Origin of the sequence: Planktosalinus lacus (assembly GCF_014640155.1) — a bacterium.
Classification (GTDB): Bacteria; Bacteroidota; Bacteroidia; order Flavobacteriales; family Flavobacteriaceae; genus Planktosalinus; species Planktosalinus lacus.
Window position 1 is genome coordinate 179,110 of the sequence record NZ_BMGK01000005.1, and the last position, 22,481, is coordinate 201,590.

A 22,481-nucleotide genomic window follows, 5' to 3' on the forward strand; every position below is an offset into this window, starting at 1 on the left:
TGAGTTTTGTAATTAATTTTTTACTCTTCTTTAGCTTGCTCTTTTTCTAATTTTCTAAAATACCTTCTGAATAAAAAATTATGTCTCAGGGCTTCCATATTTTCATTGAGGCGATCGCTGGCTTGTTCAACATTTTTAAGAGTAGTATCGAGTTTTTTAACAACCAAACTGTCATTCAATACATAATCAACTAAACCTTCATTATTTTTTAAATTAACAGAAAAGTCATCGAGGTTTTGAGTGAGTGCTTCAATTTGCTTAGATGACTTTTCTAAATTTTCAAATATAGACGCAAGTTGATGAGCTGAAACAGTGTCCTTCAATAACATTCCGGCAACATTTTTTTCGTTAAGATTTACTTCGCCAATTATTTTATTGATATCAGCCATTGTTCTTTTAGCTGATAGTGTTGTTTGCTTCAGGTTTTCAAGGCTTTCTTTTACTTCAACCACCAATGTTTCATCTTTTATCAAAGCTCCTAGAAGTCCTTTGCCATCATTAATTGAGCTGGTTATTTTAAGTAAATCTTTTGTGAGTAATGCGGCATTTTCATTGGTGGTATTTAGTGTCGTGAGCATATCTGCAGTAGCAATTTTACTGATGGTATTGATAGTGTCACCGGTTTCAATACTTAGGTCAAATGGTTTTTCGTTTGGAATAATATTCACAATCATACTCCCCACAAGTCCATCTGAACTAATCGTGGCTAAGGCATTTTTTTTAATAAGGCGCGCATTGTTTTCATTGATTAACAAGTCAACACAAATTGCTGTGTCATTTAATATAGTGATGTTTCTTACAGTGCCCACGTTTACACCCGCAAAGCGCACGTTGTTGCCCAGCTGCAGACCATTTACATTTTTAAAAACGGAGCTTATTTTAATAGTGTTTCCAAACATGTTTTTCTGATTTCCCAGAAAATAAACTGCAGCAACAAAAATGAAAACCCCTGCGATAACAAAGATTCCTAGTCTGATATTTTGAGATTTTGTGCCCATATTTTTTTTATTTAAAGAATGCCTTAATTTTTGTGTCATTTGAATTTGAAAGCTCATTAAACGTACCTTCCGCATAATTGACACCGTCAAGTAATAATATAATTCTGTTTGAGACCACCCTGGCGCAATCAACATCATGCGTAATAATGAGTGATGAGGTTTTGTATTTTTCCTGAACGCTGTTCATTAATTCAATAATTTCTTTAGATGTTATTGGGTCAAGTCCTGTTGTGGGTTCGTCATAAATAATGATTTTTGGTTTTAAAATTAAAGCTCTGGCAAGCGCAATCCTTCGTTGCATCCCCCCCGAAAGTTCTGCCGGCATTAAATCTACCGTGTGTTTTAAACCAACGCTTTCAAGTGCTTCAAAAACTAACGCTTCCATTTCTTTTGAACTGAGTTTGCGGGTATGTCTTCTCAGCGGAAATTCTAAATTTTCACGAACAGTCATCGAATCATACAAGGCACTTCCCTGAAATAAAAAACCAATTGAAGTGCGCAATTCATCCATATCAGATTGACTTAAAGTTGAAATATCATTACCAAGGATTTCAACTTTTCCTTTGTCGGGCTTAAGCAAACCCACCAGACATTTTATCAATACAGACTTCCCTGAACCTGAACGACCCATCAAAACCAGGTTTTCTCCATTTTTTAAATCTAGACTAAAACCGTTGAGTACTTTGTTTTCACCAAAAGCTTTATACAAGTTTTCAATTTGTAAAACAATGTTGCTCTCAGAATCTCTTGTATTTGAAGTTGTTGTTTTCATTTAATTATAAAATAAATCTGAAACAAAAACAGCGACAAAATCTATAACAAACAGCAGCATTGAAGTATATACCACTGCCGAGTTTGAAGCTTTCCCAACGCCGGCTGTTCCTTTTTTACTATTATACCCTTTAAAACACCCCACTAATCCAATAGCAAAACCAAAGAAAAACGTTTTAATTGTTGCAGGAATTAAATCACTAAACTTCAAGGCTTCAAAAACCTGAGTAAAATACAACTGATAAGAAACATCATCTTTTATATTTTCAATCAATGCAGAGCCAATCAAAGCAATAAAATCTCCAAAAATGACCAATAAAGGAATCATTAAAGTAGTTGCGGCAATTCTCGTGACCACCAGAAACTTAAACGGGTTGGTCCCTGAAACTTCCATTGCGTCAATTTGTTCTGTAACCTTCATTGAGCCTAGCTCAGCACCAATGCTTGAGCCAATTCTTCCTGCACAAATAAGAGCAATGATAACAGGGCCAATTTCTCTCACAATTGAAATACTAATCATTGAAGGCATCCAGGCAGCTGCTCCAAATTCTTCCAAAGTTGGCCTTGTTTGTAAAGTAAAAACCACTCCCAAAATAAAACCGGTTACGGCAACAAGAAAAAACGACTTGTTTCCCATAAAAAAACATTGTTTCAACAACTCCCTAAATTCAAATGGAGGTGAGACCGCTTCTTTAAAAAAACGCATTGCAAAACGTGTCATTTCACCGATTTCTTCAAAAAAGGAAGTGATTTTATTGTAAAAAGAGGTGCTTTCTGCCATTTGCTTTTATCTAACCTACTCAAAGTTAATAAAAATATGGTTAGTTAAAATGATAACTGTCACGATTCAAAGCTAAATTACTTTTATAGACCCAAACCATTTTGTTCAGGCGAATTCACTATTTTTGCCCTTTCAAAGCTTTACTATGTATAAATCCCTCATCCGCCCGATACTTTTTTTATTTGATCCCGAAATGGTACATCATTTTACGTTTAAAATGATCCGGTTTTTAAGTGCTTTGGGATTTTCGGGCTTGTTTAAAAGGTTGTATGCTGTAACCGAAAAATCACTGGAACGCCGTGTATTTGGACTAACTTTTAAAAACCCGGTTGGATTGGCAGCAGGTTTTGATAAAGATGCAAAACTCTTTAATGAATTGTCAAATTTTGGTTTTGGGTTTATAGAAATAGGTACATTGACTCCAAAACCACAAAAAGGGAATCCCAAAAAAAGACTATTTCGACTCAAAGAAGACCAGGCCATAATCAACCGAATGGGTTTCAATAATGGGGGAGTGGTTGAAGCGGTTGCAAGGTTAAAAGAGAATAAGAATATATTGATAGGGGGAAACATTGGGAAAAACAAAGAAACTCCTAACGAACAAGCTGCTGAGGATTATCTGATTTGCTTCAATACATTGTATGAATATGTAGATTACTTCGTTGTAAATGTTTCGTCGCCCAATACCCCTAATCTAAGAGAACTTCAGGATAAAAAACCACTCACAGCATTACTTCAAAGGCTTCAGGATGAAAATAAAACCAAACCCAAAGTAAAACCAATTTTACTTAAAATTGCACCCGATTTAACAAATGAGCAATTACAGGATATTATTGACATTATTAAAAAAACTGAAATTGCTGGTGTTATTGCAACAAATACAACACTTTCAAGACAAAATTTACATTCTGCCAATAAAACTGAAACAGGCGGTTTGAGTGGAAAACCACTATCAAAACGTTCAACTGAAATCATTCGGTTTTTACATCAAGAGAGTAAGGGTGCTTTTCCAATAATTGGTGTGGGTGGTATACACAGTGTTAAAGATGCTCTGGAAAAACTGGAAGCAGGTGCGACTTTAATTCAACTCTATACCGGATTTATTTATGAGGGCCCCAAACTGATTAAAGACATTAATAAAGCGCTTATAAAATCCAAATAAATAGCATTTATGGTTGAATTGCTTTTATCATTTAGTATCGCAACCATGGCACTGGCAATTTCTCCCGGTCCCGACAACATTTTTGTGCTAACACAAAGCATTTCAAATGGAAGCAGCTATGGTATTGCGACCACCGCAGGTTTGATTTCTGGTTGCATCGTTCACACTACATTGGTAGCTTTTGGAATTTCAGCCATTTTGATGGCATCAGAAGTTGTTTTTCTTATGATAAAATTCGCAGGTGCTGTGTATTTATTATATCTGGCATTTCAAGTGTACAAATCGGGAAATACCCTGATGATTACTTCATCAGATTCAGCAAAAAAATCACATTATCAATTGTTTAAACAAGGGGTGATTATGAATATTCTAAACCCCAAAGTAACAATTTTTTTTATGGCATTTTTTCCTGCTTTTTTATGGGATGCTTCTGGAAACACAATAGTCCAGTTTTATATTTTGGGTGTTGTTTTTATGATTATTTCGTTTATAATATTCTCTTCTATTGCGTTGCTTTCCGGGCAGATATCGAGGTTCATTCAACAGCAAAAAAATGCTGGAAAATTCCTGAAATGGTTGCAAATTATAGTTTTTACAGGAATTGCTGTTTTTCTGTTTCTTCCATAAAATAAATTGTATTTTTACATTCCAAATCACAGTTGTGAAATGCGTTTATGAGTCAGAAAATTAAAATAATTGAATGTCCGCGCGATGCTATGCAAGGCATCAAAGATTTTATTCCAACCGAAAAAAAAATTCAATACATTCAGTCATTATTGCGTTGCGGGTTTGATACCATAGATTTTGGAAGTTTTGTTTCGCCTAAAGCCATACCGCAAATGGTTGACTCTGCAGAAGTATTATCACAACTCGATTTATCCAAAACACAAAGTAAATTGCTTGCAATTGTTGCAAACATTCGTGGTGCAGAAGATGCTTCCATACACCCCGAGATTGATTACCTGGGGTACCCTTTTTCTATTTCTGAAAACTTTCAGATGCGAAACACCCACAAAACCATTGCAGAATCAATGGTTACTTTACAGGAAATATTAAATATTGCCAATAAAAAGAACAAAGAAGTGGTAGCTTATTTGTCAATGGGCTTTGGAAACCCTTATGGAGACCCCTGGAACGTTGAAATTGTAGGTGAGTGGACTGAAAAACTGGCTTCAATGGGTATTAAAATACTTTCTTTAAGTGATACAGTAGGTTCTTCAACACCTGACATCATCAGTTACTTATTTTCTCATTTAATACCGAAATTTCCTCAAATAGAATTTGGGGCTCATTTGCATACAACACCCGGTTCTTGGCACGAAAAAGTAGATGCCGCATACAATGCAGGGTGTTTTCGATTTGACGGAGCTATACAGGGATTTGGTGGTTGTCCCATGGCAAAAGATGAACTAACCGGAAATATGCCCACCGAAAAATTGCTATCCTATTTTACTGCCGCAAAAGCGGATACAAACGTATCGTGGATGTCTTTTGAAAGTGCCCACAATGAAGCCACTAAGATCTTCACAAAATACCATTAAAATGAAAAAGTATCTATTACTATTTGCAGTCATTGCCTTGCTTTTTAATTCTTGTAAGCCAAAAGAAGCTGTAACTCAAAGCAAGACAGATGACGGAATCATCACATTTAAATTTATTCAACTCAATGATGTGTATGAAATTGCACCACTCAGTGGTGGGCTATATGGAGGAATGGCGCGAGTTGCACATATAGTAGACTCTATAAAGTTGCAGCAACCCAACAGCTTTTTGGTTTTGGCCGGCGATTTTTTAAGTCCTTCTCTCATTGGAACAATGCGCCACGAAGGTGAACGTATAATGGGAAAACAGATGATAGACGTAATGAATGCCATGCAATTTGACCTGGTGACCGTTGGAAATCACGAATTTGATCTGAAAGAAAATGAATTTCAACAAAGGCTCAATGAATCTAACTTCCAATGGATTGCCTCAAATGCAAAGCATGCTTTAGAACAAGACACAGTTCCATTTTCGATTCGTAGAAATGGTCGAACTGAATCAATACAGGAAACCTATTCTCTTTTAATTTCTGATGAAGATGGTACAGAAGCAATTTTAGGATTTTTTGGTGTTACTCTTGATTCAAATCCACAGCCCTATGTAGCTTACGAAGACTATATCTCAGCAACCCAAAGAGTACTGCCTCAATTGAAAGAAAACACCGATATTATTATTGGATTAACGCACTTGAGTCTTTCGCAAGATAAAAAACTGGCCAATACATTTTCAGAAATTTCACTTATTATGGGGGGGCATGAACATCACAGTATGCTGCTGGATGCTGGAAATGCAAAAATTGCCAAAGCCGATGCCAATGCAAAAACCATCTATATTCATACCCTCACTTATGATAAAAATCAAAAGCGATTGGTAATCGATTCAAAACTGGTGCCTGTTGACAACAAAGTGCCTTCACAACACCTTGTAGATGAGATTGTACAAGATTGGAATGTGATATTGGAAAATGAAATCAAAAAAGTGGTAGATGATCCTTATAAACAAATTTATGTGGCAAAAGTTCCCTTAGATGGTACAGACAGTGCCAGTAGGGGGATACAAACAAATCTGGGAGCAATTATTGCTGAATCTATGGCTGCTTCATACGAATATGAAGTAGATGGCGCTCTTGTCAATGGAGGTTCAATCAGGGTTGATGATGTACTTGAAAATGAGGTCACAGCTGTTGATATTTTCAGGGTTTTGCCTTTCGGCGGAAGCGTTTTGAAGGTGAAATTAGAAGGAAGTTTATTAAATGAAGTATTGAACTACGGAAAAAGTGCCCGAGGAACCGGTGCCTATTTACAACGCTTCAACTTTTCACAAAATGAAAATGGAGATTGGCTCATTGGTGGAAAAGAAATAGATATTCAAAAAAACTATACAATTGCATTTAGTGACTTTTTATTAAGAGGACTGGACATCCCTTTTTTAACTCCTGAAAATGAAAGAGTCCTTGAAGTATACTCACCTGAAGAATCTGAAAAAGCAGCAGATATTAGAAAAGCGGTTATACTGTTTTTAAGTCAACTAAAGTAAATCTTTTATCTTTTCAGGAGGGCGTCCTACAACAGCTTTATTTCCTTTTATGACGATAGACCGTTCAATGAGTTTTGGATAAGTAGTCATGGCCTCAATAATTTCTTTATCAGAGAGATCTTTTCCTTTAAAGTTTTCTTTCCAGTCTTTTTCACCTTTTCTTACCAAATCAATAGGAGCAATGCCTAATTTTTGAATAATAGATTTCAATTCATCATATGAAGGAGTGTTTTCAAGGTATAAAACAACCTCAAAATCTTGCTTTGAACCTTCCAATATTTGAAGCCCTTCTCTTGATTTTCTGCAACGTGGATTGTGATAAATTTTCATAATACAACAATTTTTATAGGCATCATTTTATTAAAAAAATATTGTTTTAAAAGCCTTGTTCTTCTTCTTTTTGACCGGTGGACATTAAATAGGATTTTAAAAAGCTGTCAATATCACCATTCAAGATAGCATCTGTATTACCGCTTTCGTGGCCTGTGCGTACATCTTTCACCAATTTGTAGGGATGAAGTACGTAGTTTCTGATTTGTGAACCCCATTCTATTTTCTTCTTGGCAGCTTCAATATCCTCACGTTGTTCCATTTGTTTTTGAAGTTCAATCTCATACAATTGAGATTTTAGCATTTGCATTGCTCGGTTGCGATTGTCGTGTTGTGATCGTGTTTCTGAACAACTAATCTGAATTCCGGTGGGTTTATGGGTTAATTGAACTTTGGTTTCTACTTTATTTACATTTTGACCACCGGCACCACTAGAGCGCGCGGTGATTATTTCAATATCAGCGGGATTAATTTCGATTTCGATTGTATCATCTACCAAAGGGTATACATACACAGAAGCAAAGGAGGTGTGGCGCTTTGCATTGCTGTCAAAAGGAGAGATGCGCACCAGGCGATGTACTCCGTTTTCTCCTTTAAGCCAGCCAAAAGCAAAGTCCCCTTCAATTTCAAGAGTAACTGTTTTGATGCCCGCAACATCACCATCCTGATAATTGAGTTCTTTTACCTTGAAATTGTTTTTTTCTGCCCACATCATATACATGCGCATCAGCATTGCAGCCCAGTCACAACTTTCGGTTCCACCTGCACCGGCAGTAATTTGAAGAACAGCACTCAAACTATCGCCTTCTTCAGAAAGCATGTTTCTAAACTCTAAATCTTCAATTGCCTGAAGCGCTTTATCATAAGCCTTTTGAGCTTCAGTTTCGGTAGCTTCATCTTCTTTGAAAAACTCAAAGAGAACTGCCGTATCTTCTACTAATGTAGCTGCTTTTTTGTAATCTGAAACCCATTTTTTTTTCACTCGCAGTACTTTCATAAAAGTTTCTGCTTCACGGGCATTATCCCAAAAGCTAGGATCAAAGGTTTTTTCTTCCTCGTTGGAAATTTCTATTTCTTTGGCATCTATGTCAAAGATACCTCCTCAACGCGTTAATGCGCTTTTGGAGCTCTTTGATGTGATCACTTTGAAGCATAATCAATATTTTTAACAAAAATAGATTTTTTAAAATGTGTAGCGCAAGTATTTTATTTAAATTTATGGGAAAATTCAGTTTATGACTATTGACTTAAGAAGTGATACAGTAACAAAACCTACAACTGGGATGCTTCAAGCTATTATGAATGCTAAGGTGGGTGATGATGTATATAAAGAAGATCCTACTGTAAATGAATTGGAAAAACGATTGGCCACTCTTTTTGGAAAAGAAACAGCACTGTTTTTTCCAACAGGGAGTATGGCAAATCAGGCTGCTATTAAACTGCACACACAACCAGGTGAACAATTAATTTGTGATAAATGGGCTCATGTTTATAACTATGAAGGTGGCGGTGTCTCTTTTAATAGTGGTGTGTCCTGCAAACTTATAGACGGGAAACGGGGTATGATTACCGCATCTCAGGTTGAAGAAAATATCAATTCGCCCGATTTTTATCATAGTCCGCTCACCACTTTGGTTTGTCTTGAAAATACAACTAATAAAGGTGGCGGCGCTTGTTATGATTTTGACGAAATTAAAAAAATCAGAAATGTATGTAATCAACACAATCTGGGCTTGCATCTTGATGGTGCACGCTTATTTAATGCGCTTGTCGCAAAAAAGGAAACTGCAAAGCAGTATGGCGAGGTGTTTGACACCATCTCCATTTGTTTGTCAAAAGGTTTGGGAACGCCGCTGGGTAGCGTGCTGATTGGTAATGAAAAAATAATGCACAATGCGATGCGCGTACGCAAAGTACTTGGGGGTGGAATGCGACAAATTGGCTTTATGGCTGCTGCGGGTTTGTATGCATTGGATCATCATATTGACAGACTTGAAGAGGATCACAGAAAAGCACAGGAATTAGGGAGTGCACTTAAAAAACAGTCCTATGTTAAAGAAGTAGAAACTGTAGAAACCAATATTGTTATTTTTTATCTGAATGATTCGATTAAGGAAACAGAGTTTATAAATAAATTAGAATCAAATGGATTTCGAATTAGTGCAATGGGGCAGGGTAAATTGAGAATTGTAACTCATTTAGATTATACTGATACAATGCACATTCATTTCATGAATTTTTTAAATAAGTTTGAATGAAAAAGTATAAAAAAACCTCTATTTGAATAAAAATCAAATAGAGGTTGATACACTTAAAATGAATAATTTAAATTAAATAGTTTAGAAAGAATATCCTATACCAGCATTAACCATAAATGGAGCTCCGGGTCTTAATCCCGCCGGAAGCCTTGCTACTTCATATTTACTGTCAAAAAGATTGTTGATATTAGAGAATATTGTTACTCTCTCTGAGTAAAAATATTTTGCTGACATATCTACAATAAAATTACTGCCTATTTTGAACTCATCAGGAATGCTTCCGCTTCCTGCTTCGGTTCTTAAGGCATCTGTATATCTTCCGCTTAGGCTAACATTGAAATTTGAATTTTCAAGAGCCGCTGTAACATTAAATTGATTTTTGGCAATATAAGGTATTTCATCACCACTGTTTACTTCTCCAAAAATACCAACTTCACTGTCAAAATCAGATTGGAATTGGGCATCAGTAAATGTATAGGAAAGTGTTATGGGCAATTTCAATTTTCCGGAAGAAGCTTGCAACAAATCATAATTAAGCAGCAATTCTATCCCCTTTACTGTTGCTTGACCTGCATTGAATTGATCTAAAGAGCCTGTTCCGCCGGAAGCAGCTAAATCACTTCCTAATAGGTTGTCGTAGTCATTGTAAAAGCCAACCAGTTCACCTCTTAAGCCATTGAAGTTAAATCGAGAACCAAGTTCTAAATTGATACTTTCTTCAGAGTCGCTTCCTTCAGTTGTTCCTGGAGGTGCAAATCCTTTGTGTACTCCACCAAAAAGTGATAAAGCGTTGTTGAATTTATAATTGGCTCCAATACCGGGAATCCATACATTCACATTGTTTTCTTTAATGGTTAAGTCTGTACCTAATCTCGTAGGATCTTCTTTTCCATAATCATTTCTAGTTAAGGTAATTGTTTCATAACGAACACCGGGGGTTAGGGTAAGACCATTAAAAACAACTTTATATAAGGCATGGGCTGCAATGGCTTCTGCGCTTGTGATTCTGTTGGAATCACTACCTTTTTGAGCTACCGTAGTGCGAATCATTTCTCCATTTTGTATGGCAAATTTATCTTTCCACTGAAAACGATCTTCAGAATCTTCGTGGTATCGAACACCAATTTCAAGGTTTTGATATAAACGGTTTCCAAAATTAATATTAGCTACTGTTTGAATTCCTTTTGAATCATAGCTTCGGTTGTTTGCTTTTATTCCAAAAACATCTTCAGCTGTATTTGTAATTCCTAACAGAGCCTGATATTCATTATTATAAGTTAGTGGATCTGCTAATATATTACCTATACTAATGGTTTCACCAAGGTTTACGTCGTTAAGTTTATACCAGTTTCGACTAAACTTATTGTGATAAGCTGTAGTTCTTAAACTTACATTTTGTAAAGGTTTGATGAGGTGATCCAGTTGAAATTGCCAGTGTTCTGTATTCATTTGGTCTGCTGATGAGGCTATGTAACGACGGTAAGGGTCATTGTCAAAGTCTTCCTGGGTTAAACCAAGATAGGTTTCATTAGAGGTCTCTTCAGAGTATTGAATTTTAAATGTAAGCGATTGGAAAACTTTTGTGTCGTGATTGGTGTTTAAACGAAATTTTCCCAGATAATCACTTTTGTCAAACCCGGTATTACCACCGGTATCCAATGATTTAAACCCATCAGAATTGTAATTGTAATATTGGGTTACAAAACCAAAATTTTTCCCGGAATCTCCAAGAGTTGCTTCAGTACTTCGGCTGTTGTAATTTCCGTAAGAGAACCGCACATCACCAGAAAAATCTCTGGGGATTGATTTAGAAACCATATTGATGGCTCCGCCGGTTGTAAATGGGCCATATTGTACCTGGCTACTTCCTTTTAAAACTTCAATGGCTTCTATGCGACCCATTGTTGGAAAATAATAAGCTGCGGGTGCACTGTAAGGTGCAGGGGCTATTAAAACCCCATCTTCCATCAAAGTAATTTTTGAGCTTCTTTCTGGTGAAGTGCCTCGTAAACTGATATTGGGTCGCAGACCAAAACCGTCTTCTTCAAATACATTCACACCGGGAACAGCTCTTAATATTTTATTGGCGTCTGTATAACCAAATTGTTGAAGGTCTTGAGGAGATAAATAATAAGCAGAACCTGTTCGATTTTTTACTTCAAATTTACTTCCCAAAATATTGCTGGACAACACGATCTCTTTTAAAATTTCAGTTTTTTTGGCTTCATTAATACTGTCATTTTTTTGTTCATTTTGGGTTATTCCAGCAAGGGGAATAAAAAGAACACCTGTGAAAGCTAATAGTTTGCGCATTTCTTTTATTTAGACTGGTTAAATATAATCATTAATTTCAGCCGCAAAAGTAATTCTCAAAATTAAAACTGACAACTTTATTTAGATTAAATTTAAATAGAATAACTGTTAAAATTTGTAAGCATTTCTAAATGAATTAATTTCAAATTAAAAAAGCTGCCTTTTACTGGCAGCTTTTTTCTTTAATTAAAATGTATGTTTAATTATTCTACTATAAATGTATTATTTGAATCTTCAATGTCAGCTGTAATTTGATCGGGATCAATCACAACTTCTTTCAGTTTTTTATCTGTTTTCAGTAAGTAAATCCAACGATTTGATCGTTGCCATACCTCTACAGGAAGTTCTTTTCGTTCTTTTTGACCATCTTCATAAGTGACTTCAAATTTTAAAGGCATTGGAAACCCATTGTTTATAAATGTGAGTAGATAATCGTTGCCAACCGGGTTTACTGCTTCAACTGCCAGATCGATGTTGTCATTGCTGTAAAACCAATGTTTCCAAAACCAATTTAAATCTTCACCAGAAACATTTTCCATGTGATTAAAAAAATCATTGGGTTGTGGATGTTTGTAGGCCCAGGCATTGATATAGGATTTGAAAGCATTGTCAAAACGCTCATGTCCTAAAATATATTCACGAAGCATTAAAAGTCCGTAAGCAGGCTTATAATATGCTGTCATTCCTAAATTTCTACTCTGTGTGATATCAGGATGGGTTGTAATGGGTTCTCTGTTTGGGTTTTTATTATAGGCTACGATTCCATTTCTGTTTAAGCGGGAGTTATATTCTCCATTATTAAAGGCCTGGGTGCTGTAGTAGTTAATGAATGTATTGAAACCTTCATCCATCCAAACATGTTTTTTTTCGTTGGAACCAACAATCATTGGAAACCACATATGGCCAAACTCATGATCTGTTACGCCCCAGAGACTGTTGCCTTTTCGCTCATAGCCGCAAAATGATATTCCGGGATATTCCATTCCGCCAACATTTGATGCTACATTCACAGCTGCAGGGTAGGGGTAAGGAAACCACTTTTCTGAATAGTATTCAATGGAGGCTTTTGTGTACTCAGTTGAACGTTCCCAGGCATTATCACCATTGCTTTCTAAAGGGTAAGCCGATTGAGCGATGGCTTTTTTTCCTTCGGGAAGGTTGATGCGGGCCGCATCCCATATAAATGCCTTTGAAGAAGCAAAAGCAATATCTCGGGTATTTTCCATTATAAAGTGCCAGGTCAATTTACCGTTTTGCTTTGGTCTAGTTATTTGAGTATTACCAACCTCATCGGGTTGGATAATATGAACAGTTTGATCACTTTTTTCAGCTTGACGCATTCTTTTTTGTAACTCAGACGGAAGTACTTCTTTTTCATTCTGTAATGCTCCTGAAGCAACCACAATATGATCATACGGAACTGTTATTTTAAAATCAAAATCACCATATCCAAGATAGAATTCACCTGCACCTAGATAGGGTTCAGTATTCCATCCTAATACATCATCAAAAACTGCTACACGCGGATACCATTGTGCCATCGAATAAATGGTACCCTTTTCAACATCAAGACGTCCCATTCTGTCAAGTCCTTTTCCGGGAATTTTATAACTAAAATTCATACTGATGGTTGCTTTTCCACCATTGGCAGAAATGGGTTCGTCAAAAAATACCTGCATACGGGTATCTGTGATGAGATACTCATTGTTAGTACTTTTTCCGGTTTTTGCCACAACATTACTGATATTGTATCCTCCGTCAAGATCTCCGTCAAAACGATATCCCTGGATGGGTGTGGTTAAAGCTCCTCTTGAATCTTCTTTATAACGGTTTTGTTCAAGATGTAACCAAACAAAGGATAATTTTTCAGGGCTATTATTGTGATAAGTAATTTCAACAGTTCCTGAAATTGTATTGTTAACTTCATCAAGCTCAACTTCCAATTTGTAGTCTGCACCATTTTGCCAGTAGTCAGGCCCGGGATTACCGGAGGCTGTTCTTAAATTAGTACCCTGGCGATAGGTAAATTCACTGTAGCTGGATTGATTGTTTTGAAATGGAGTTTGGGCTTGAGTGCTTGTCACAATGCAAACCAAAACGAAAAGAAATTTTTTAATCATATAAATTGAAATAAGTTAAATTTTAAACCCCGCTAAAATAGTGTTTCAAAGCTGACTTCAAAAAACATTAACTTTTTTTTTATGTATTAGATTCATTCAATAATTTTAATGTGAATTTTTATATATGTAATAAATTACCTACAAAAAATAGCATTACATCGAATAATTATGAAATACAACTGTAATATTGAATTTTGTTTATATTTTTGTTAAATGAAATTGATAAAAACAGGGATGATTTTAATATCAATTTCTAAAAGTGAAACGAACTCGAAATCAATTGGTTAAATTAAACCGTATTAAAATTAGTTCATTTACTTTATTTTCATCTTAAGGTGTTCTACCCTATAAGTTATACGAATAGATGATTTGTTAACAAGTTAATTATCAACAAATCAAAAGTAAAACTTATGCGACCAAATTACTCACACCCGAATTCAGCATTTAGGTTTCTTTATCTGCTTATATTTTTTACAATATTAAATGTGAATGCACAAAATCAGGGTAAAATCTGGTATTTTGGAGCAAATGCAGGTTTAGACTTTAATACGACTCCTCCAACAGCTTTGCTAGATGGTCAATTAAATACACTTGAAGGGGCAGCATCTATTTCAGATGAGAATGGTGAATTGTTATTTTATACAGACGGTTTGGGCATATATACCAAAAATCACACTTTAATGCCCAATGGAGTAAACGGTTTGGGAGGAGATTTTTCAAGCTCACAATCTGCATTGATAATTCCACATCCCGGTAATGAATCTCAATATATTTTATTTGCGGTATCTGCCTATACAGTTTCAAATGTGGCTTATTCTGTAATTGATATGGACTTGAACAACGGATTGGGTGATGTTGTTCAAGGAATGAAAGCAATTTCAGTTTTGAACGGAACAGGCGAATACTTACAAGCAACAAAATCTGCTGACGGTACTTTCTGGTGGGTATTAACACACAAAAGCGGGTCATCAAAATATTATGCATACAAACTCACCGCTGCAGGGGTTGATATCGAAAACCCGGTGATATCCAATACAGGCTCATCTACTTCAGGCTTTGGGGATATTGGGTTCATTAAATTTTCAAATTCAGGAAATAAAATTGTCAGAACCGGGTATATCTCAAATATTTTTGATGTGAGTGATTTTGATCCTGGTTCAGGGGTTGTTTCAAACACACTTATGTTCTCATCTCCGTCAGCTTATGGCGCTGAGTTTTCACCAAACGGACAATTTTTATACATCGCTGCTTATGGTCCACAAGGGGTCAATCAGTTTGACCTCCAGGGTGGAACAACAATGTCAGAAATTGCAGCAACCCAATACAATTATTCTAATCTGGCAAACGGGACACTTCTTTCAGCACCAGATGGAAAAATCTACTCCAGCAGACATGGAGCAACGGCTCTTGATGTAATCCACTTTCCAAACCTTCCGGAAGCACAAGCAAATTATGAGCAAAATGCAGTTAATCTGGGAGGGAAAACTGCACAACTGGGATTGATTAATATAGTAGCCGACTTTGTTTCACAAGGTCCTCCTCAATTGTCAGATTTAAACGCTTTTTCGATTTCTGAAGATGAGGCACAACTATCTGTAGAAATCAACTCAGATGGAGGCGCTTCTATTACACAAAGGGGATTTGAGTTTGGAACTAGCCCAAGTAACTTGCAAGAGTATTTAGTGTCTGGTGAAACTGGGAATATGCAACTTGCCTTTGAAAATCTTATGCCAAACACACAGTATTTTTATACAGCTTTTGCCGAAAATAATCACGGACGCACAACACTTGAAGTACAAAATTTCATAACTCTGAATGAAATAGACGACACCCCACCAGTAGCAATTTGTGTTGAAAGCTTAACAGTTCAATTGGATGAATTTGGAATGGCAACCATTGATGAAAGTATGATTGACAATGGCTCTTTTGATGATGTTGAGATAGATAGTATAGTTTTAGATGTTTATGAGTTCACTTGCAATGAATTGGGTGAACAATTGGTTATGCTTACCGTCACAGATACTTCAGGCAATAGTTCAACTTGTACAACGACAGTAATCGTTGAAGATAACCAAGCACCTGTGATTGAGTATTCAGAAAATCAAAATTTTCAGTTCATTATTGAGGCCCCTCAATATACGCTGCCAAATTTCTTTGAAGAAGGTATCTTTTTAGCTTCAGATGCTTGTACAGACCCCTTGAGTAACCTCAACCAATCACCTGAGCCTCATACTATTTTGTTATCAGGCATTCATCAAATTACATTAACAGCAGCCGATGATAGTAATAATGTTTCAAATTACACATTTGAAATTGAGATTGGACAAACACTTTCAAATGTTGAGAATGATGCTTTTGAGAACCTTTATTTATATCCAAATCCGGCAAGGAATGTAACAAATATCAATAAGCCGTCAGGTTTAGAAATCAACTCTGTAGACATTTATGAAATAAATGGACGACTTGTAAAGACGATTCTTTTCAAAAATATCTCTGAAAACAACACTCTTGATATTAGTAATTTAGCTTCAGCGACCTATCTGGTTGTTCTCAAAAATGATTTTGACCAAACTGTAAAACAATTGATTGTTAAATAATAAATAACTTTAATTCGAGAACCAGTTATAAACGAATAAAATAGTATATTTGCTCGCAATTAAAACGTAATTGCAATGACTGCACATCTTGACAAAATACTTGGGGAAGGCCTAACATATGACGATGTTCTCCTCGTTCCGGCTTATTCTGAAGTATTACCACGTGAAGTTTCAATAACTTCAAAATTCACCAAAAATATTCCCATTAACGTTCCCATTCTTTCAGCTGCAATGGACACTGTGACCGAAAGCGCCATGGCAATAGCAATGGCCCGCGAAGGAGGTATTGGTGTACTTCACAAAAACATGTCTATCGAGCAGCAAGCTGCCGAGGTCAGAAAAGTAAAGCGCGCAGAAAGCGGGATGATACTAGATCCGGTAACCCTTCCTGTAACTGCAGTGGTTGCTGATGCCAAAAATGCAATGCGTGAATACAGTATTGGAGGAATCCCAATAACAGATTCCAATGGCAAGTTAATTGGAATTGTGACCAACAGAGATTTGCGTTTTGAAAAAGACAACAAGCGTTCAATAAGTGAGGTCATGACCTCAAAGCAACTGGTTACAGTTTCTGAAGGAACTTCTTTGGAACAAGCTGAAATTATTTTACAAAAACATAAAATTGAAAAACTTCCTGTAGTAAAGGATGACAATACTTTGGTTGGTTTAATCACCTTTAGGGATATTACAAAACTCTCTCAAAAACCCATAGCCAATAAAGATCAATTTGGAAGGCTTAGAGTTGCTGCAGCTCTGGGAGTTACAGCCGATGCTTTGGATCGTACAGCAGCATTGGTAGCTGCCGGTGTTGATGCAGTTATAATTGATACTGCTCACGGTCATACAAAAGGAGTTGTAGATGTATTGAAAAAAGTGAAAAAATCCTATCCTTCTCTTGATGTGGTAGTAGGTAATATTGCTACCGCTGAAGCCGCAAAATATCTTGTTGAAGCAGGCGCAGATGCTGTGAAAGTAGGTATTGGTCCCGGTTCAATTTGTACCACCAGAGTTGTGGCAGGAGTAGGAGCACCACAATTTTCAGCTGTATTGGAGGTAGCTGCGGCCATTAAAGGTTCAGGTGTACCTGTGATTGCCGATGGTGGAATTCGCTATACCGGTGATATTCCTAAAGCAATTGCAGCAGGGGCAGATACTGTGATGCTTGGATCACTTTTGGCAGGAACCAAAGAAAGTCCCGGTGAAACCATTATTTATGAAGGTAGAAAATTCAAATCTTATCGTGGAATGGGTTCAGTAGAAGCAATGCAACACGGCTCTAAAGACAGATATTTTCAAGACGTAGAAGACGATATCAAAAAACTGGTTCCGGAAGGTATAGTGGGACGCGTACCCTACAAAGGGGAGCTTTCTGAAAGTATGACTCAATTTATTGGTGGGCTAAGAGCCGGAATGGGTTATTGTGGAGCAAAAGATATCGCAACACTCAAAGAATCCGGTAGATTTGTAAGAATCACAGCTTCAGGAATCAATGAGAGTCACCCACACGATGTTTACATCACCAAAGAATCACCGAATTATTCCCGATAATATAATTTTATTCTCATCGTCTTGGATGATATTTTAATAAAACATCACTGAGGTGTCTACGGTCAACATGCATGTAAATTTCGGTGGTCGTGATACTCTCATGACCAAGCATCTGCTGAATAGCTCTTAAATCGGCTCCATTTTCCAATAAATGAGTGGCAAATGAATGCCTGAAGGTATGCGGACTAATTGTTTTTCTCAAACCTGCTTTATCGGCAAGTTGCTTTGTAATAGTAAAAATCATTGCCCGGGTGAGTTTTTTTCCTCTACGGTTTAAGAAAACAATGTCATTAAACTCCTTTGCGATTTCCTGATGTACACGTATTTCTGATAAGTAAATAGTAATATACTTCATCGTGATGGGAGCTATGGGAACAAAGCGTTGTTTATTTCCTTTTCCGGTGACTTGAATAAAACCTTCTTCAAAGTATAAATCTGATAATTTTAATCCGGTAAGTTCAGAAACACGTAACCCACATCCATATAGTGTTTCAAGTATGGCACGGTTTCTTTCACCTTGAGGCAGGCTTAAATCAACACTTTCGATGAGTAAATTGATTTCTTCTTTAGAGAGTGTGTCGGGTAACTTCCTTCCGGTTTTGGGAGATTCTATCAGTTCCAGGGGGTTTGTTTTTCGATAATCTTCAAATATGAGGTAATTAAAAAAACCTTTTAAACCGGAAATAATTCTGCTTTGTGAGCGGGCATTCATTTTTTTAGCCAATTGATAAATAAACTCCTGAACCTCTTTTTCTTCAATTTTTAGAGGTGAAATGCTGATGTTATTTTCTTCAAGCCACTGGATGAGCTTTTTGATGTCTAAAGAGTAATTGATGATGGTGTTTTCTGATAGGCCACGTTCAATGCGTAAATAATTTTGATAATCTTTAAGTGCCTGGTGCCATTTCATTTGATTGGTGTGCAGTATTTTTTGATGGATGAAAGTTGTTTAATTACTAAAATGAAGTTTAATGAACATTATGTAAAAATAAGATTTGGTTTTGTTTTTCGTTTTACTTTTTAGCGAAAGTTTAATAAATAGCGCTATTGAACCTATTATATTTGTAAAACAAACATTAAAACAAACTAATTATGAAACGAATTATTTTATTGGTAGTAGTAATGGCTTTTGGGTTGAATTCATTCAGTCAGGGTCTGGAACTGGGAGTTAAATTTGGAGCTAATTTTTCAACCCTTTCAGAAGGACCAGGACCTGAGCAAAGAACTGGCTTTTTAGGAGGTGCTTTTGTGGGAATAAAGTTCAGCGACAGAATTGCGATCCAGTCGGAGTTGTTGTACTCTCAACAAGGAGCAGAATTTGATCTTGATAAAGTGGACTTAAATTATGTAAATCTTCCGGTGGTGATGAAGCTATATTTGGTTAAAGGACTAAATATTCAGGGAGGGCCTCAATTTGGTTTTTTAGTTGATGATAATTTGCCAGATAGTATTGTAGAAGCAGAAACCTTTGATTTGTCTGGTATTATTGGAGCTGGATATGACCTTCCGTTCGGATTACGTCTGGATGCTCGTTATCATTTTGGGGTTACAGAAGTCGAAAAGACAACAGAAGCCAAAAACCAGGTATTTTCTCTAGCCTTAGGGTACTCGTTTTTATAAAATATGTAAAATTTAACTTAAAGTAAACTTAAATCATCAATTTTATTAAGATAAACTAGCTAAGTTTGATATTAATAACTAATAAATTTGAAATTATGAAAAAAGTATTGATAATTATTGCGCTGGCATTTTTTGGTTTCACATCTGTTAAAGCACAAGAGGGCGGAGCCAAACTTGGGCTTCACTTTGGTTTACCAATTGGCGATGCTGGAGATATTTCTTCATTTAATGTTGGTTTTGATGCTGCATATATGTTAAATGTTGCAGACTCATTTCAAATTGGACCTTTAGTTGGGTATTCACACTATTTTGGTAAGGAATATGATATTTTAGGAACAACAGTTAAAGGAGATGATATCCAGTTTGTTCCAATTGCAGGTTCTGCTCGTTTTTTTGCTTCTGAAGATTTCTTTTTTGGAGCAGATTTAGGATATGCTATTGGAATTGATGATGGTAATGACGGGGGCTTTTATTACAGACCTAAACTTGGTTACGGTCTAGGCCCTGTAAGTCTTATTGCTTCCTATAGTGGAGTCAGTTCAGACGGGAATTCATTTTCATCCCTTAACCTTGGTGTTGAAATCGGATTTTAATCAAAAACATACCATAAACACAAAAAAGAAGTACATCTGTACTTCTTTTTTTTTATTTTATCAAAATATGATTAGTTTTGAGTAACTAACAAATAAACTGATAATTATGAAAAAACTTACTTTAATTGTTGCAATTGCAATATTCTCATTTACAAACTCTAATGCCCAGGAATTTAGTTTTGGGGTTAAAGGAGGGGTAAATGTGGCGAATTTTGGAGGAACTACATCTTATGCAGGATTTGGTAGCCTTGGGTCAAGAACTGGTGCACATATTGGTGTCTTGATGGAAGTTCCAATATCAGGAGACATTTCATTACAACCTGAATTGCTTTACTCTATGAAAGGTTCAACTTGGTCAGATACTAATTTAGATTACATTGACATTCCAATATTAGGTAAGTATAATTTACCTTGGGTGGAAGGTTTAAGTGGTGAGCTTGGGCCAGTAATTGGCGTACTTATGAGTGCAAAACGAAATGATAATGATGCAAAGGACTCTTTTAAGACAATGGATGCTGCAATTGCAATAGGAGCCACTTATAAACTCAATATGGGAGTGTTTTTTAGTTTAAGATACAATAAAGGTTTGCTTGAGGTTTGGGAAGACAACCCCAATAACTTTACAAATAAGAACAATGTATTCCAGGTTTCAGCCGGATATGCATTTTAAAACGATTAATTAATAGATTTAAAAAAAGCAAGGACAATGTTCTTGCTTTTTTTATTTATTTTAGCCGGAAATCTAAATTAATACCATGAAAAAACGAATTATTTTTTTAAGTTTTCTGTTTCTAGCTGTTTGTAGTATGCAGGCACAGCAAAAGCAAGGTGTCAAATTTGAAGGAGGTTTAGCACTTCCGGTTGGCGACAATTTTGTTGAAACAACTTTTGGACTGGGGGCAGACATTAGCTACTTATTCAATGTTGTGGAATCGTTTCAAATGGGTCCCTCAGCTGGTTTTTATAACTATTTTGGTAAAGGAAGTACATTACCTCCTGCTATGGGAGGTGGCACGGCAAGTGACGTTCAATTAGCACCACTGGCAGTGTCATCAAGATACTATGTTATTAAAGAACTATTTGTAGGAGTGGACCTTGGGTATGGATTGCGTTTAGATAAGGACTTTGAAGACGAAAGTGGTTTTTATTACAAACCAAAAATTGGTTTCAGCTTTGGGCCTATAAGTACCATACTCTCTTATTCAAGTGTAACTGGTGAATTGGATGATTTTAGCGCGATTCATTTAGGTTTTGAAGTAGCTTTTTAAAAGATTTAGATTATGAAACTAATCATCATCAACGGACCGAATTTAAATCTTTTGGGAAACCGAGAAAATGGTATTTATGGGTCTAAAAGCTTTGATGATTTTTTTGTCGAAATGCAATTCAAATATCGTGATATAGAATTACAGTTTTACCAGTCAAATATTGAAGGAAATCTCATTGATAAAATCCAGGAAGCAGCTTCTGAATTTAAAGGTATTATCCTAAATGCAGCAGCTTATACACACACATCTGTGGGTATTGGTGATGCCGTTAGAGCGATTGATATTCCTGTTGTAGAAGTTCATATATCCAACACCTTTGCGAGAGAAGAGTTCAGGCACACGTCTCACATTGCTCCCTATACTAAAGGAGTCATCACGGGTTTTGGGCTGCAAAGTTATGAATTGGCTATTCAGAGTTTTCTGAATGTTAAATAATACCGCTAAAATCATTCTCGAAACCAAAAACTACTTCTTCCATTTAATATTACAGCCCACGCTAGGTTTTTGATCTTTTCGTTGCGGACTATTACTTAAGAGGTTATCAAGTGCTTCCCTTAAATCCCTTCCGGTTACCTGAATACTGTTTCCCGGTCTGGAATTGTCTAATTGCCCACGGTAAACCAGTTTTTGTTCATCGTCAAAAACATAAAAATCAGGAGTGCATGCAGCATCATAAGCTTTGGCTACTTCCTGGGTTTCATCATAAAGATAAGGAAAGGGGTAATGTTCCTTTTCGGCGAGACGGGCCATTTCTTCAGGGCTGTCCTGGGGGTAGTTCTCCACATCATTACTGCTTATTGCTACAAATCCAAAACCTTGTACTGTGTAGTCATTGGCCACCCTGATAACTTCATCCATCACATGTTTTACAAACGGACAATGATTACAGATAAACATAACAACCAAACCGTGTTTTCCATAAGCTGAACTTGAAGTTACAAACGTATTAGTGACCACGTTCAGTAATTTAAAATCGGGTGACTTTGTTCCTAAAGGAAGCATATTAGAAGGGGTTTGTGCCATTGCTTTTTATTTTCTAAAATA

General features: G+C 36.3%; 21 protein-coding genes. 12 read left to right on the plus strand and 9 right to left on the minus strand.

Features of this window, described 5'->3' with window-relative positions:
- Positions 1-20 precede the first annotated feature (20 nt).
- The 3 genes from IEV69_RS07565 to IEV69_RS07575 are packed head-to-tail and all read right to left on the minus strand — an operon-like array spanning position 21 to position 2,550.
- On the minus strand, positions 21-998 hold the full coding sequence (locus IEV69_RS07565; protein ID WP_188441119.1) for an MlaD family protein: 978 nt from the start codon (positions 996-998) through the stop codon (positions 21-23).
- A 7-nt stretch (positions 999-1,005) separates the two neighbouring features.
- The gene (locus IEV69_RS07570; RefSeq protein WP_188441120.1) at positions 1,006-1,770 is read right to left on the minus strand and encodes an ABC transporter ATP-binding protein; all 765 of its coding nucleotides are present in this window, start codon (positions 1,768-1,770) and stop codon (positions 1,006-1,008) included.
- Positions 1,771-2,550 carry an MlaE family ABC transporter permease gene (locus IEV69_RS07575; protein ID WP_188441123.1) on the minus strand — a complete coding sequence of 260 codons (780 nt, stop codon included), beginning with the start codon at positions 2,548-2,550 and terminating at the stop codon, positions 1,771-1,773.
- Between the two features lie 145 nt (positions 2,551-2,695).
- Here IEV69_RS07575 and IEV69_RS07580 point away from each other — a divergent pair, with 145 nt between their 5' ends.
- From IEV69_RS07580 to IEV69_RS07595, 4 genes are read left to right on the plus strand one after another with little or no spacing between them, the layout of a single operon-like run.
- Positions 2,696-3,712: a quinone-dependent dihydroorotate dehydrogenase gene (locus IEV69_RS07580; protein WP_188441125.1), complete on the plus strand. Its 1,017-nt coding sequence runs from the start codon at positions 2,696-2,698 to the stop codon at positions 3,710-3,712.
- A gap of 9 nt (positions 3,713-3,721) precedes the next feature.
- Positions 3,722-4,339 (plus strand): LysE family translocator, encoded by a 618-nt coding sequence (locus IEV69_RS07585; RefSeq protein WP_188441127.1) that lies wholly within the window; start codon positions 3,722-3,724, stop codon positions 4,337-4,339.
- Positions 4,340-4,386: 47 nt separating this feature from the next.
- Complete coding sequence (locus IEV69_RS07590) at positions 4,387-5,253, plus strand: hydroxymethylglutaryl-CoA lyase (protein WP_188441129.1); 867 nt, start codon at positions 4,387-4,389, stop codon at positions 5,251-5,253.
- A 1-nt stretch (position 5,254) separates the two neighbouring features.
- On the plus strand, positions 5,255-6,790 hold the full coding sequence (locus tag IEV69_RS07595; protein ID WP_188441131.1) for a bifunctional metallophosphatase/5'-nucleotidase: 1,536 nt from the start codon (positions 5,255-5,257) through the stop codon (positions 6,788-6,790).
- Here the strand turns inward: IEV69_RS07595 and arsC are convergent.
- Both arsC and prfB read right to left on the minus strand, forming a co-directional pair.
- Positions 6,782-7,123: an arsenate reductase (glutaredoxin) gene (gene arsC / locus IEV69_RS07600; protein ID WP_188441277.1), complete on the minus strand. Its 342-nt coding sequence runs from the start codon at positions 7,121-7,123 to the stop codon at positions 6,782-6,784. The two genes, IEV69_RS07595 and arsC, sit on opposite strands and share 9 nt — an antisense overlap.
- A 43-nt stretch (positions 7,124-7,166) precedes the next feature.
- Positions 7,167-8,274 (minus strand): peptide chain release factor 2 gene (prfB, locus tag IEV69_RS07605; protein WP_188441132.1). Its coding sequence is split into 2 segments (ribosomal slippage): positions 7,167-8,210 and positions 8,212-8,274, totalling 1,107 coding nucleotides; the frame shifts between segments, so codons are not numbered across the junction.
- 81 nt (positions 8,275-8,355) lie between these two features.
- Between prfB and IEV69_RS07610 the strand changes: the two genes are divergently transcribed.
- Positions 8,356-9,378, plus strand: a complete 1,023-nt coding sequence (locus IEV69_RS07610) for a threonine aldolase family protein (RefSeq protein ID WP_188441134.1) — start codon at positions 8,356-8,358, stop codon at positions 9,376-9,378.
- An 81-nt stretch (positions 9,379-9,459) separates the two neighbouring features.
- Here IEV69_RS07610 and IEV69_RS07615 read toward each other — a convergent pair whose 3' ends face one another.
- Positions 9,460-11,691: a TonB-dependent receptor family protein gene (locus IEV69_RS07615; RefSeq protein ID WP_188441136.1), complete on the minus strand. Its 2,232-nt coding sequence runs from the start codon at positions 11,689-11,691 to the stop codon at positions 9,460-9,462.
- A gap of 203 nt (positions 11,692-11,894) precedes the next feature.
- Positions 11,895-13,811: a M1 family metallopeptidase gene (locus tag IEV69_RS07620; RefSeq protein WP_188441138.1), complete on the minus strand. Its 1,917-nt coding sequence runs from the start codon at positions 13,809-13,811 to the stop codon at positions 11,895-11,897.
- A gap of 410 nt (positions 13,812-14,221) precedes the next feature.
- Here IEV69_RS07620 and IEV69_RS07625 point away from each other — a divergent pair, with 410 nt between their 5' ends.
- Both IEV69_RS07625 and guaB read left to right on the plus strand, forming a co-directional pair.
- Complete coding sequence (locus IEV69_RS07625; protein ID WP_188441140.1) at positions 14,222-16,408, plus strand: T9SS type A sorting domain-containing protein; 2,187 nt, start codon at positions 14,222-14,224, stop codon at positions 16,406-16,408.
- Positions 16,409-16,483: 75 nt separating this feature from the next.
- Positions 16,484-17,956 (plus strand): IMP dehydrogenase, encoded by a 1,473-nt coding sequence (gene guaB, locus IEV69_RS07630; RefSeq protein ID WP_188441141.1) that lies wholly within the window; start codon positions 16,484-16,486, stop codon positions 17,954-17,956.
- A gap of 13 nt (positions 17,957-17,969) precedes the next feature.
- Here guaB and xerD read toward each other — a convergent pair whose 3' ends face one another.
- The gene (xerD, locus tag IEV69_RS07635; protein WP_188441143.1) at positions 17,970-18,866 is read right to left on the minus strand and encodes a site-specific tyrosine recombinase XerD; all 897 of its coding nucleotides are present in this window, start codon (positions 18,864-18,866) and stop codon (positions 17,970-17,972) included.
- Positions 18,867-19,048: 182 nt separating this feature from the next.
- Here xerD and IEV69_RS07640 point away from each other — a divergent pair, with 182 nt between their 5' ends.
- From IEV69_RS07640 to aroQ, 5 genes are all read left to right on the plus strand, one after another.
- Positions 19,049-19,576 (plus strand): porin family protein, encoded by a 528-nt coding sequence (locus IEV69_RS07640; protein ID WP_188441145.1) that lies wholly within the window; start codon positions 19,049-19,051, stop codon positions 19,574-19,576.
- 95 nt (positions 19,577-19,671) lie between these two features.
- Positions 19,672-20,169 carry a hypothetical protein gene (locus IEV69_RS07645; RefSeq protein ID WP_188441146.1) on the plus strand — a complete coding sequence of 166 codons (498 nt, stop codon included), beginning with the start codon at positions 19,672-19,674 and terminating at the stop codon, positions 20,167-20,169.
- Between the two features lie 106 nt (positions 20,170-20,275).
- On the plus strand, positions 20,276-20,839 hold the full coding sequence (locus tag IEV69_RS07650) for a porin family protein (protein ID WP_188441148.1): 564 nt from the start codon (positions 20,276-20,278) through the stop codon (positions 20,837-20,839).
- 85 nt (positions 20,840-20,924) lie between these two features.
- The gene (locus IEV69_RS07655; RefSeq protein ID WP_188441150.1) at positions 20,925-21,437 is read left to right on the plus strand and encodes a hypothetical protein; all 513 of its coding nucleotides are present in this window, start codon (positions 20,925-20,927) and stop codon (positions 21,435-21,437) included.
- Between the two features lie 12 nt (positions 21,438-21,449).
- A complete protein-coding gene (aroQ, locus tag IEV69_RS07660; protein WP_188441152.1) occupies positions 21,450-21,872 on the plus strand; it encodes a type II 3-dehydroquinate dehydratase in 423 nt (140 codons plus the stop codon).
- 30 nt (positions 21,873-21,902) lie between these two features.
- On the opposite strand, the gene IEV69_RS07665 is transcribed toward aroQ, so the two are convergent.
- On the minus strand, positions 21,903-22,460 hold the full coding sequence (locus IEV69_RS07665; protein WP_188441154.1) for a thioredoxin family protein: 558 nt from the start codon (positions 22,458-22,460) through the stop codon (positions 21,903-21,905).
- Between the last annotated feature and the right edge of the window lie 21 nt (positions 22,461-22,481).